13 protein-coding genes are annotated in these 12,599 nt (G+C 51.0%); 9 read left to right on the top strand and 4 right to left on the bottom strand.

What is annotated here, in order from left to right; all coding sequences use genetic code 11:
* The first annotated feature begins 112 nt into the window (after positions 1 to 112).
* Positions 113 to 1,486: a UDP-N-acetylmuramate:L-alanyl-gamma-D-glutamyl-meso-diaminopimelate ligase gene (gene mpl / locus BZG80_RS00215; protein WP_077676659.1), complete on the top strand. Its 1,374-nt coding sequence runs from the start codon at positions 113 to 115 to the stop codon at positions 1,484 to 1,486.
* Positions 1,476 to 2,105 carry a flavin prenyltransferase UbiX gene (locus BZG80_RS00210; RefSeq protein WP_077676660.1) on the top strand — a complete coding sequence of 210 codons (630 nt, stop codon included), beginning with the start codon at positions 1,476 to 1,478 and terminating at the stop codon, positions 2,103 to 2,105. The genes mpl and BZG80_RS00210 overlap by 11 nt, the downstream gene beginning before the upstream one ends.
* A 71-nt stretch (positions 2,106 to 2,176) precedes the next feature.
* Here BZG80_RS00210 and BZG80_RS00205 read toward each other — a convergent pair whose 3' ends face one another.
* From BZG80_RS00205 to argR, 3 genes are all read right to left on the bottom strand, one after another.
* Positions 2,177 to 2,608 (bottom strand): universal stress protein, encoded by a 432-nt coding sequence (locus tag BZG80_RS00205; protein ID WP_021023341.1) that lies wholly within the window; start codon positions 2,606 to 2,608, stop codon positions 2,177 to 2,179.
* 60 nt (positions 2,609 to 2,668) lie between these two features.
* The gene (locus BZG80_RS00200) at positions 2,669 to 5,239 is read right to left on the bottom strand and encodes a TRAP transporter permease (protein WP_077678518.1); all 2,571 of its coding nucleotides are present in this window, start codon (positions 5,237 to 5,239) and stop codon (positions 2,669 to 2,671) included.
* Positions 5,240 to 5,545: 306 nt separating this feature from the next.
* The gene (argR, locus tag BZG80_RS00195; RefSeq protein WP_077459970.1) at positions 5,546 to 6,016 is read right to left on the bottom strand and encodes a transcriptional regulator ArgR; all 471 of its coding nucleotides are present in this window, start codon (positions 6,014 to 6,016) and stop codon (positions 5,546 to 5,548) included.
* Positions 6,017 to 6,322: 306 nt separating this feature from the next.
* On the opposite strand from argR, the gene mdh reads away from it, so the two are divergent.
* Positions 6,323 to 7,261, top strand: coding sequence for a malate dehydrogenase (gene mdh, locus BZG80_RS00190; protein ID WP_077678517.1), 939 nt, complete (start codon positions 6,323 to 6,325; stop codon positions 7,259 to 7,261).
* A 148-nt stretch (positions 7,262 to 7,409) separates the two neighbouring features.
* On the opposite strand, the gene ispB is transcribed toward mdh, so the two are convergent.
* A complete protein-coding gene (gene ispB / locus BZG80_RS00185; RefSeq protein WP_021023345.1) occupies positions 7,410 to 8,381 on the bottom strand; it encodes an octaprenyl diphosphate synthase in 972 nt (323 codons plus the stop codon).
* Positions 8,382 to 8,742: 361 nt separating this feature from the next.
* Between ispB and rplU the strand changes: the two genes are divergently transcribed.
* The 6 genes from rplU (at position 8,743) to folA (ending at position 12,599) form a co-directional block, all read left to right on the top strand.
* The gene (rplU, locus tag BZG80_RS00180) at positions 8,743 to 9,054 is read left to right on the top strand and encodes a 50S ribosomal protein L21 (protein ID WP_021023346.1); all 312 of its coding nucleotides are present in this window, start codon (positions 8,743 to 8,745) and stop codon (positions 9,052 to 9,054) included.
* An 18-nt stretch (positions 9,055 to 9,072) separates the two neighbouring features.
* Complete coding sequence (gene rpmA, locus BZG80_RS00175; protein ID WP_025675203.1) at positions 9,073 to 9,330, top strand: 50S ribosomal protein L27; 258 nt, start codon at positions 9,073 to 9,075, stop codon at positions 9,328 to 9,330.
* Positions 9,331 to 9,548: 218 nt separating this feature from the next.
* Positions 9,549 to 10,712, top strand: a complete 1,164-nt coding sequence (cgtA, locus tag BZG80_RS00170) for an Obg family GTPase CgtA (protein ID WP_077459967.1) — start codon at positions 9,549 to 9,551, stop codon at positions 10,710 to 10,712.
* A 145-nt stretch (positions 10,713 to 10,857) separates the two neighbouring features.
* Positions 10,858 to 11,637, top strand: coding sequence for a threonine/serine exporter family protein (locus BZG80_RS00165; protein ID WP_077576487.1), 780 nt, complete (start codon positions 10,858 to 10,860; stop codon positions 11,635 to 11,637).
* Positions 11,634 to 12,098, top strand: a complete 465-nt coding sequence (locus BZG80_RS00160; protein ID WP_077678516.1) for a threonine/serine exporter family protein — start codon at positions 11,634 to 11,636, stop codon at positions 12,096 to 12,098. The genes BZG80_RS00165 and BZG80_RS00160 overlap by 4 nt, the downstream gene beginning before the upstream one ends.
* A gap of 18 nt (positions 12,099 to 12,116) precedes the next feature.
* Positions 12,117 to 12,599, top strand: a complete 483-nt coding sequence (gene folA / locus BZG80_RS00155) for a type 3 dihydrofolate reductase (RefSeq protein ID WP_077678515.1) — start codon at positions 12,117 to 12,119, stop codon at positions 12,597 to 12,599.

The following is a 12,599-nucleotide window of genomic DNA, read 5'->3' as shown; positions in this document are numbered from 1 at the left end:
CGACATAAAAAACCATGTCATATGCGCGCAAGCGATAAGACCCAAGCGTTAATCCAAGGCATAATAATGGCCCGCGTCCAACGGCTGGGTAACCAACAATACAGTGAAGGCCATGCATATTCATATTTTAGGCATTTGCGGCACCTTTATGGGTGGAGCCGCTATGCTGGCAAAACAATTGGGGCACAAAGTGACAGGCTCAGATAGCCAGGTTTATCCCCCAATGAGCACCTTACTCGAATCCCAAGGGGTTGCTATCATTGAAGGCTATGATCCTGCGCAGCTTACACCTAAGCCGGATTTAGTGGTGATTGGTAATGCCATGAGCCGCGGGAATCCCTGTGTTGAAGCCGTACTCAATCAAGGTTTGCCTTACACGTCTGGTCCGCAATGGCTGCATGATTTTTTACTCCAAGACTGCTGGGTGTTAGCGGTTTCAGGGACACACGGAAAAACCACCACCGCCAGCATGCTGGCGTGGATTTTAGAAGACTGTGGTTATCAGCCTGGATTTTTAATCGGTGGCGTGGCCAGCAATTTTAATGCGTCAGCCCGTTTGGGGGATAGCCCGTTTTTTGTGGTCGAGGCCGATGAATACGACAGTGCATTTTTTGATAAGCGCTCCAAGTTTATTCACTACCAACCGAAAACCTTGGTTATTAACAACCTTGAGTTCGATCATGCCGACATTTTTGATGATCTGGCCGCGATCCAAAAGCAATTCCATCATGTGATACGCACCGTACCTGGGATTGGCCAGATTATTGCGCCGTCCGATGATCCCAACGTAGCTGAAACACTCGCAATGGGGTGTTGGAGTGAGTGTGTGTATGCGGGGCCTGATGGCCAGTGGCAAAGCGTGAAAAAAGACGCAGCTGGCAGCCAATTTGATGTGTACTTTGCCGGTGATCTCGTGGGATCGGTTAGCTGGGATTTGGTCGGTGATCATAACGTGCGTAATGCCTTGATGGCGTTATCAGCGGCGCGTCATGTGGGAGTGACCCCGGGTCTGGCTTGTCAATCGCTCGAGAGATTTATCAATACTAAGCGTCGCCTTGAGTGGCGTGGCGAGCGGGCTGGCGTCACGGTATATGACGATTTTGCCCATCATCCGACTGCTATTCGACTGACCTTGGAGGGCTTGCGAGCCAAGGTCGGCGCAGGGCGTATTCTCGCCGTATTAGAACCGCGCTCGAACACCATGAAACAAGGGGTCCATAAAGACACGCTAGCCGCGTCGTTGGCGAGTGCGGACAGTGTGTTTTTATATCAGCCTCAAGGGCTCGATTGGTCGCTCGATGCGGTGGCGGATCGTTGTGCTCAACCTACGCAAATTCACACTGATATAGGCACACTGGTTGTCGCGTTGAGTGAGCAAGCCTTGCCGGGCGATACCGTGTTGGTCATGAGTAATGGGGGTTTTGGTGGTATTCACGATAAGTTGCTCAGTGCGTTGAGTCACAAAGGAGAAAAGCATGACGGATAAGCGTATCACGCTGGCATGGACAGGAGCGTCAGGCGCGCCATACGGCCTACGGTTACTGGAGTGCCTGCTTGCGCAAGATTATCAGGTCTTTTTACTGATATCCTCGGCCGCTCGCGTGGTGCTGGCGACCGAACACGGGTTGAAACTCCCGTCAGGCCCGCAAGCGGCACAGAAAATATTAGCCAAACATCTGCAATGTGATAGCAATAAACTGATTGTTTGCGGTAAAGAAGATTGGTTTTCGCCGGTCGCCTCGGGCTCGGCAGCGCCGAAGAAAATGGTTGTCTGTCCCTGCTCGGCCGGATCCTTGTCTTCGATTGCCCATGGTCTATCCGATAACTTGATTGAACGGGCGGCGGATGTGGTGCTCAAAGAACGGGGGCAATTGTTACTGGTCGTTCGCGAGACGCCGTTTTCAACGCTGCATTTAGAAAACATGCACAAGCTATCGCAGATGGGCGTCACCATTATGCCTGCTGCGCCGGGTTTTTATCACCAACCCCAGTCTATTGACGACTTGGTCGATTTTATGGTGGCGCGCATTCTCGACCACTTAGGCGCGGCGCAAACCTTGGTGCCGCGCTGGGGGTATGATCAACGCCCTCGCGATAAAGCATAATCAATCAGGTTCAGGCAAGGCCTGAACCTTCACTTTACGAGGGTGGCCCTAAACGAGCAGCCAGATATCGGCTAAGGTTTGAGTACCATCACATGCATGGTGGCGCCTTCAAGCACTTTCGCGGCCACCGATCCTAACATCATCTTGTTGACGCGAGAACGCTTATGACTTGGCATGACGATCAAGTCGCACCCTAAGCGCTCGGCGGTTTTGATAATCCCTTTGTAAGGCTTGCCTTCTTCAACAGACACCTGGCAGGCCACGTTTTTCGGAACATATTTATCCGCAAATCCTTGCAGGTTTCGCTTCATGTCACGTTTCATTTTATTGGCAGCTTCTTCAGGGAAATAAGAGGCCACCATGGAATTATGAATCCCCGGCAGGACTGTCAGAAGATGGAGCTTAGCGCCGGATTGACTGGCCAGCCATGCAGCGTGATCGACCGCTTTATCCGCGAAGCTCTCATCATTTAAATCGACCGGAACCAGAATGTGTTTATACATAGCGATATCCTTTGCTATCAAAAAAGAAAAGGGCACGCGCCGCGCACGTGCCCCCTGTCATTAGGCTTGGCGGATGCGACGGCGTTGATTCCAGCCCAGCAATGCCAAGAGTAATAGTGTCGGCACAAAAACCCATTCTTTCCACGGACGGATGTTATCCACCGTGACGGTTTTAATTTGCCAATCAAAGTCGATCCCCGCCTTATCGGCATCGCTTCCAAATTGAACTCTATCAACCAGTAATGAGTCATCCTCTTCGCGCAGTATCAAACCGGTATCACGTACCCGTGCATCGCCGCTTTCGAGGCGATTATCTACCGATAAAACCACATGTTTGGAAATCTGATCGCCAAAGAAGTCTTCCCCTTCCACAACCAGTTGCAGCGGTTTTCCGTCAGGCAGTTGCTCGGCTACGCGCATAATTTCTGTTCCTGGATAGCTGGTGGTGGGTGGATAGACTTCATCCCACCAAAAACCAGGTCGAAATAGAGAGAAGGTGATAAGCAGCAGCAACACGGTTTCCCACCATTTATTTTTGGTCATCCACCACCCTTGGGTTGCGGCAGAGAAAGCCAGCATCGCAATGGTCGCGGAAATAATGGTCAATATCAGGTGGAAAGGACCGTCGAGGTCGAGCAACAACAACTGAGTGTTGAAGATAAACATGAAAGGTAAAATGGCGGTACGAATATCGTAGGTAAAGCCTTGTACACCGGTACGAATCGGATCCGATTTAGCAATGGCCGCGGCCGCGAAAGCGGCGAGACCGACCGGTGGCGTGTCATCGGCGAGAATACCGAAGTAGAACACAAAAAGGTGCACGGCAATAAGCGGAATAATCAGCCCTTGTTGTGCCCCCAAGGTCACAATGACAGGGGCCATCAGTGTAGAAACCACAATATAGTTTGCCGTGGTCGGTAGCCCCATGCCTAACAGTAAGCTGATCACTGCCGTAAAGAGCAACATCAAGAAGATATTACCGCCAGAAATTAGCTCGACAAAATCAGTCATGACCAAACCAATGCCGGTTAGAGTCACGGTGCCGACAACGATCCCGGCAGCCGCCGTGGCGACACCGATGCCAATCATGTTGCGCGCGCCAGTGACAAAGGCTTCGAGCAGATCAACGCCCCCTTCTCGAAGTTCTTCTTTGAAGTTGGTGCGTTGATTAAAGTAGGCGATCAGTGGACGCTGGGTCACTATGATAAAAATCATAAAGATAGTTGCCCAGAACGCCGATAGGCCGGGTGAAAAACGCTCGACGGTCAAACACCAAACCAGCACGCCAATTGGCAGCAAGTAATACAACCCGGAGCGAACGGTAGGGCCTGGCTCTGGCACCTCTGATAAATCCGTGGCCGCTGGATCTTCGGCGGCTTCAGACTTGTAGCGGGCGGAATAGCGCACCAGAAGAACATACGCAATTAGGGTCAGTATGCCGATCACCACGGTGGCCATGACGCCAAATACGTCCTTGGTCCAGCCAATGCCGTAATAGACTGCTGCGCTGAGCACTAATAGCCCAACAAATACCGTCATAAAGGAAAAGAGCTTTTGCAATACCGTACTAGAGTGGCGGCGCGGCAAGCCTTCCATACCCGCTTTACAAGCTTCCAAATGAACGATGTAAATCAGCGCAATGTAGGAAATCAACGCCGGGAGCAGGGCAGCTTTGATCACTTCGACATAAGAAATCCCTACGTACTCCACCATCAAGAAGGCGGCGGCCCCCATTATCGGCGGTGTGAGCTGACCGTTGGTGGACGCGGCCACTTCTACTGCCCCCGCTTTGTGGCTTGGGAAACCAACCCGCTTCATCAGTGGAATGGTAAAGGTGCCGGTGGTCACCACGTTAGCAATCGAGGAGCCTGAGACTAACCCGGACAGGCCCGAGGCGACCACTGCGGCTTTCGCGGGACCGCCGCGCATGTGGCCCAGTAAAGAGAACGCCACTTTGATGAAATAGCCCCCAGCGCCCGCGCGATCGAGTAAGGCACCAAAGAGTACAAACAGGAAAACGAATGAGGTAGAGACGCCCAATGCGACCCCGAACACCCCTTCAGTGGTTAGCCACAGATGCGACATCGCCTTATTAAGGCTGGCGCCTTTGTGGGCAATGACATCGGGCATGTGAGGGCCAGCAAAGGTGTAAAGCAAGAAAACGGCGGCTACCACCATTAATGGTGGCCCTAAAGCGCGTCGTGTTGCCTCGAGCATCAATACCATGCCGATCGCGGCAACACTAATATCGAAGGCAGTATAGGCGCCGGCACGATCGGCCAGTTGATTGTAAAATAAGAATAAATACCCGGCGGCTAGGCTGCCGATAAGGGCAAAAATCCAATCTAGAAGAGGTACACGGTCGCGAGGCGATGTTTTACGTGCGGGGTAGGCAGTGAAGGCCAAAAACATCGCGAACGCTAAGTGGAGTGAGCGTGCTTGTGTATTATTGAGGACGCCAAAATCGAGCGCAAAGGGAAGTGGCGACGCATACCAAAGCTGAAAAAGGGACCAGATAAGTGGTACCAGCCAAAGAATACGTCCTGATAGTCCATGTGGTGAGCGCGCACCCGTATCTGCTTGCGCCACCATGTCTTGCACATCAGGAGACGGTTGATGTGTCTTCGTCATGCAGTTTGTCCTTATTATCATATGCACCGCTGATGCGGCGGCAGTGTCCCGAGAAAAGCCTACTTGGCCTATTTCACTGGTGTGGTGATTGGCCAGTCTGCAGCTCACTGCTCCCCGCGTTTTCATTGACCCTCAACGAAAGCGTGGACAGTGTGTTAGCAGCTAAAAACAGATAGTACTAAAAACCGATAGTAACAGAGCGGTACAGAAAAATTAAAAAGATGTTATCGCTTTTGTCTTAGGGAGGGCGCTTCAAATATGAGACAAGGCAGACAGGCAGCGGTGTCACGCTGCCTGATAAAAAAATCAATAATGGTATTCGAACAAGTCACAAATCGCTTCAAATAGCGCTTCTGTGCTGGTACCTCGGGTGGGGGTGATAAAGATCGTATCGTCCCCGGCGACAGCGCCTAAAATGCCTTCGGCCTTACCGAGTGAGTCGAGTAGACGCGCAATTAATTGGGCGGCACCTGGACCGGTATGAATCACGACCACGGCCTCGTTGTAGTCGATTTCCATCACCAGCTCTCGCAACGCGCTGCCAGTGGTCGGAACACCGAGCTCAATCGGCAAGCAATAGACCATCTCCATTTTGGCGTTACGGGTACGTACAGCGCCGAATTTGGTCAACATGCGCGAGACTTTCGATTGATTGATGCCCTCAAATCCTTGAGCACGTAGGGCTTCGACTATTTCGCCTTGAGAACTGAATTTTTCTTCTTTGAGGATCGCTTTAAACGCTCGAACTAATTGGTCTTGTTTTTCTGAGTTACGCATGACGGCAGACTCGTAATGACAAACGAGTAGCTATTTTGCATATACATGCAATCAGGAGCAATCATTGCGCGCCTAAAATGGCGACAATATCACTGTTGTTACGTCTCGGCTAAGCCTTGAACGCACACCGGTTTCGAGGGTGAGCGAAAAAATGAGAGCTTAGGCTGATCATCACCGCCCGAAGCTTGAGTGGGGGTATACCCGGGCATATGATGAAGCAACAGTTCGCACCATTGATGGGCGATTTGTGCCCGAACAGAAGCCGGACCGGATCCGGACAATAAGAAATATCGAAAGGAGAACGACATGAAAGTTGCTGTGATTGGCGCTGCGGGAGGCATTGGTCAAGCCTTAGCCCTACTACTTAAAAATAACCTACCAGCCGGTTCCGACTTGGCGTTATATGATATCGCACCGGTGACGCCCGGTGTGGCCGTCGATTTGAGCCATATTCCGACCCCCGTGAGCATTAAAGGGTTTAGCGGTGAAGATCCAACCCCGGCGCTAGAAGGGGCCGATGTTGTGCTGATCTCTGCAGGGGTAGCACGTAAGCCGGGCATGGATCGCTCTGACTTGTTCAATGTCAATGCAGGTATTGTTAAGTCATTGGCGGAAAAAATCGCCGATGTGTGTCCAAAAGCCTGTGTTGGTATTATTACTAATCCAGTCAATACCACGGTAGCGATTGCTGCGGATGTCTTAAAAGCGAAAGGCGTCTATGACAAAAACAAACTGTTTGGTGTGACGACGCTGGATGTGATTCGTTCTGAAGCTTTCATCGGCGAGCTTAAAGGAATGGATCCTCGTGACGTCTCCATTCCCGTGATCGGTGGCCACTCAGGTGTGACGATCTTGCCTCTATTATCGCAAGTTAAAGGCGTTACCTTCAGTCAAGAAGAAGTGGAGTCACTGACGCCACGTATTCAAAACGCAGGGACGGAAGTGGTTGAAGCGAAAGCAGGGGGAGGCTCAGCAACCCTATCCATGGGACAGGCGGCATGCCGTTTTGGCCTGTCTTTAGTGCGAGCGTTGCAAGGTGAAGCTAATGTGGTTGAATGTGCGTACGTTGAAGGCCGCGGTGAACACGCACGCTTTTTCGCGCAGCCTGTACATTTAGGTAAAAATGGTGTCGAGGCAATCTTAGACATCGGTGAGCTGAGCGCCTTTGAACAGCAAGCGATGGAAAAGATGTTAGACACCCTGCATAACGATATCCAAATGGGTGAAGAGTTCGCCGCAAAATAAACGGCAAGAACGAAAAAAGCGGCGTCCAATTAGGGCGCCGCTTTTTACATGTAGGCACAAGCGTGATAGCGAGGCATCACTGCGGTGAAGTCTGCGCTGACTAAGCTCTGCGTTGCCTAAGCTCTGTGCTGACTAAGTTCTACGTTGACTAAGTATTGCGATCAACGGCCAACTTGGCGAGCGCGACTAAGGCTTGTTTGTAGGGCGAATCAGAAAGGCTATCGAGGGCACGGACCGCTTTTTCTGCTTCTTGCTCTGCGCGTTCACGGGTATAAGCGAGCGAGCCACAGGCGTCCATACACGCTAAAATAGCGTCGAGTTTGTCGCGTCCGTTCCCTTTTTCGATCGCGTCGCGAATCATCGCCGATTCAGCGTCACTGCCGTGCTGCATTGCATGAAGCAAAGGCAGCGTCGGTTTGCCTTCAGCCAGATCATCACCGGTTTGCTTGCCCATCTCATCATCTTTACTGGTGTAGTCAATGACATCATCAATGAGCTGGAACGCAGTCCCCAGGTAACGGCCATAATCTTGCAGGGCTTTTTCCGTATCAGTATCCGCTTGGTTGAGAATCGCCCCTATCTGTGTCGCAGATTCAAACAAACGCGCTGTTTTTGAATAGATCACCTGCATGTAACTGCTTTCACTGGTGTCGGGATCGTTACAGTTCATTAACTGCAACACCTCACCTTCGGCAATAACATTGGTCGCTTCACTCATCAAATCAAGAATTCTCAGTGAGCGTAAGCTGGTCATCATCTGAAATGAACGCGTATAAATATAATCTCCCACCAAGACGCTTGCCGCATTGCCAAATAAAGCATTGGCGGTGGCATTACCACGGCGTAAGTCGGATTCATCGACCACATCATCGTGAAGCAAAGTGGCAGTGTGGATAAACTCAATGAAAGCGGCTGCAGTGGTGTGTTTATCACCTTGGTAACCCAATGCACGCGCGGCCAAAATGGCCAACATGGGACGTAAACGCTTGCCACCGCTGTTAACGATGTAAAAACCAAGCTGATTAATCAGCGCGACATCAGAATTGAGCTGAGCGAGTATTTTTTGGTCGACCTGCGCCATGTCATCACTGATCAAGGCTTGGATTGATTTGAAATCCATGTATATATCCGGGCGTTGTCCTAGTTACTTGCCTGCCGAGCTAACGATACACAACTTACCCCATGTAAGGTGTGAGTCACGATCGCTAATACGTACAGACGGTGATGGATCTTTCGTCAGTATCGGCACTAGAGCGGGTATTAAGACTGACATGGTACACCAGATAACGTATGACGAGATAGCGATCACACCGGTAAAATGTGTGGGAATGAATGCTGAGCAGCTTTTCACCAATTTTCTTGCGTTACCCTCTTGCCTCTAATTAATTTCTACCGTAGAATTCGCGCCCTATTGATGAATTATATGCGCACCCCTTGTTGTTCATAAATGCAGCAGGCCGTGCGGAAATGCGGAGTAAAACATGTACGCAGTTTTCCAAAGTGGTGGTAAGCAACACCGAGTAAGCGAAGGCCAGACTATTCGCTTGGAAAAGCTAGACGTTGAAACTGGCGCAAGTGTAGAACTTGACAAAGTATTGCTAGTGGCAAACGGCGAAGACGTTAAAGTTGGCGCGCCTTTTGTTAGCGGTGCAACCGTAACAGCAGAAGTTGTTACTCACGGTCGCGGCGATAAAGTGAATATCGTTAAGTTCCGTCGTCGTAAACATTCTCGCAAGCACATGGGCCACCGTCAGTGGTTCACTGAAGTCAAAATCACTGGCATCAGCGCTTAAGAGTAGGAGAGAGAAGAGATGGCACACAAAAAAGCTGGCGGTTCCACTAAAAACGGCCGCGATTCAGAAAGTAAACGCCTAGGTGTTAAGCGCTTCGGTGGTGAGTCTGTACTAGCAGGTAACATCATCGTGCGTCAACGTGGCACTAAGTTCCACGCAGGTAGCAACGTAGGTTGCGGTAAAGACCACACTCTATTCGCTCTGTCAGACGGCAAAGTGAAGTTCGAGACCAAAGGTCGTCATAACCGTAAATTCGTTACTATCGAAGCTGAATAAGCTTCAACGCAACGCGAATTTTTGAAGCCCTGCCTTATGGCGGGGCTTTTTATTGTGTCTGGGGATCACCGATCAAGCCACCGCCTCATCACGGTACGCAGATAATCGGCCAACGCTGAAAAATGATCCTAAGATCGATATGATCACCATTCACTAATCTGGGATAAGGCTGGTTGTGAGACGCCATAGGCATTCATAACTGGTGCGGAGAAGTTAGCATGAAGTTTGTAGATGAAGCGATTATTCGCGTCGATGCCGGTGACGGGGGCAATGGTACCGTCAGCTTCCGGCGTGAAAAGTATGTGCCTAAAGGGGGCCCAGATGGCGGCGACGGCGGTGATGGTGGTGACGTTTACCTGCTTGCCGACGAAAACCTGAATACCCTGATTGACTATCAATTTGAACGTTTTCATGCCGCGGCACGTGGTGAGAATGGTCGAGGCGGCAACTGCACCGGGAAACGCGGTGAGGATCGCGTCTTGAACGTGCCGGTGGGGACGCGCGCAATCGATGAAGACACGGGCGAAGTGATCGCAGACCTTACCGAGCATGGTATGCAGGTTATGGTGGCGAAAGGGGGCTTCCATGGCCTCGGAAATACACGCTTTAAGTCCTCGGTCAATCGTGCACCTCGACAAAAAACCATGGGCACGAAAGGTGAAGTACGTGCACTGCGTTTGGAGCTATTACTGCTTGCCGATGTTGGCATGCTTGGCTTGCCGAATGCGGGTAAATCGACCTTTATTCGTGCGGTATCGGCTGCCAAACCGAAAGTGGCTGACTACCCATTTACCACCTTGGTGCCAAGCCTTGGGGTGGTTCGTGTCGCAGCAGACAAAAGCTTTGTCGTGGCTGATATTCCCGGCTTGATTGAAGGCGCGGCAGACGGCGCAGGGCTAGGGATTCGCTTCTTAAAACACCTTGAGCGCTGTCGTGTGTTGTTACACATGATTGATTTGCTACCCGTTGATGGTACCGATCCGGTTGATAATGCGTTTACCATTATTGATGAGCTAAACCAATACAGTGAGAAACTTGCCGATAAACCGCGTTGGTTGGTGTTCAATAAAGTCGATCTGATGCCAGAAGATGAGGCCCAAGCTCAGATTGAGCGTGTGCTTGATGCGCTCGCTTGGGACGATAAGCATTATGCGATTTCGGCGATCAATAAAGCGAATGTGCAACCGCTTATTTATGATCTGATGGCGTCGATTGAGGCACTGCCTGCGCCGAAGCCAGAGGTTGAGCCTGAAGATGAAACCGTCGCCTTTAAATGGGATGATCATCACGAACAACAGCTCAAGCAAGACGACGATAATGATGATGACTGGGATGATTGGAACGAAGACGACTACGACGTCGAGATCATCTACAAGCCATAATCAGACTCACGCCGCTGCCGATTGCAGCGGCTTTTTTTTGTCCGTGATTTAGCGAACAATTGAAGAGACTTTTATTTGCATCAAAGACTGGCATGAGCCAATCGCCAATACTGAAGGCGTCGCAGAGAGAGAAGAGGGATTTTGGGTGACAAAACGACTTACTGAGCCAGAGCAACGCGCGATATCACGTTTAGTGATTGAAGTTGGGCAACGGCTATTACAGCATGGTGCGGAGAGCAAACTTGTCAGTGATGTAAGTATCCGGCTCGGTCGTGCGTTAGGGTTAGACAGTGTTGAGCTGTCGTTATCCGCCAGCTCGTTGGTGGTGACCACCTTGAGTCATGGTCATTGTATTACCACGGCAAGACGTAGCCCAGATCGTGGTATTAACATGAAAGTTGTCACAGACATACAGCGGACCGTGATCTTAGCAGAGAAGGGCTTTCTCGACGCGTTAGCGGTACGTAAACGCTTAAGCCGTATCAAACCATTCCGTTACCCTCCTTGGCTCGTTGTTGGGATGATAGGCTTGTCATGTGCCGCCTTTAGCCGGTTAGCTGGCGGCGATGCCGTGGTGTTTGCGCTGACCTTTGTCGCCTCTGCCACCGGCATGCGGGTTCGGCAACTTATCGCCCACCGTCACTTTAACCCTTTTTTGACCTTTGCAGTGACCGCTATGGTGACCACTCTCCTATCCAGCACGGGAACCATCATGGGATGGGGCAATGAGCCTTTTTTGATCATGGCATCATCTGTCTTGATGCTGGTCCCTGGGTATCCCTTTATTAATGCCGTCTCGGATATGATGAAAGGATTTGTGGATATGGGGATCGCACGTTGGACCATGGCGTCATTACTGACCCTTGCCACGGCAATGGGTATTGTGGGGGCGATGAACTTGGTAGATGCATGGGGCTGGTTATGAGCTTACTTGTGGCGTTATTGCAAGATATGTTCTTTGCGATGATCCCTGCCGTGGGGTTTGCGWTAGTCTTTAATGTTCCGGTGAAAGCGCTTAAGTATTGTGCTTATGGCGGTGCGGTTGGGCATGGTTTACGCTTTGTTCTGATGGAGTCGGGGGTGGCGATTGAATGGGCGACACTGGCCGGTGCGACCACGATTGGTTTTCTGGGCGTGTATTGGTCTCAGCGCTTCCTGGCTCACCCGAAGGTTTTTACCGTCGCTGCAATTATTCCCATGATTCCAGGGGTGTACGCGTTTAAGGCCATGATCGCGCTAGTGACGATTAATAACCAAGGTTACAGCCCGGCGCTATGGGCCAGTTTGATTGAAAACTTACTCAGCGCTGGCTTTATTCTCTCCGCGTTGGCAATTGGTCTTGCGATGCCTGGGCTATTGTTTTATCGTCGCCGACCAGTGATCTAATCGAGGAAGGCGAGCGCAATGCGAATTAGTTTAGTGGCCGCAATGGCAAACGACCGCGTGATCGGAAAAGACAATCAAATGCCTTGGCACTTGCCCGCTGATTTAGCGTGGTTTAAGCGTACAACACTGGGCCACCCTGTGGTGATGGGACGTAAAACCTTTGAGTCGATTGGACGCCCGTTGCCTAAGCGTGTCAATGTGGTGATCAGTGGTGATGCGGACTTTGCGCCCGAGGACGTGACTGTGGTGCGCTCTCCCGAGCAAGCGCTTGAAGTGGTGGCTGGCTATGAAGAAGTGATGGTGATCGGCGGCGGTACTATTTATCAGGCGTTTTTACCTCAGGCTGATCGTTTGTATCTCACCTTTATCGATTTAGACGTTGACGGTGATACCCGTTTTCCAGAATGGGGAACCGGATGGTCAAAAACCGAGGTCGGCACGCATCCTGTGGATGAGAAAAATGCGCACCCTCTTACCTTTACGGTTTGGGACCGCGCTTAA

Source organism: Salinivibrio sp. MA440 (assembly GCF_001996265.1).
GTDB classification, from domain to species: domain Bacteria; phylum Pseudomonadota; class Gammaproteobacteria; order Enterobacterales; family Vibrionaceae; genus Salinivibrio; species Salinivibrio costicola.
This window is presented reverse-complemented; position numbering and strand designations above follow the sequence as displayed.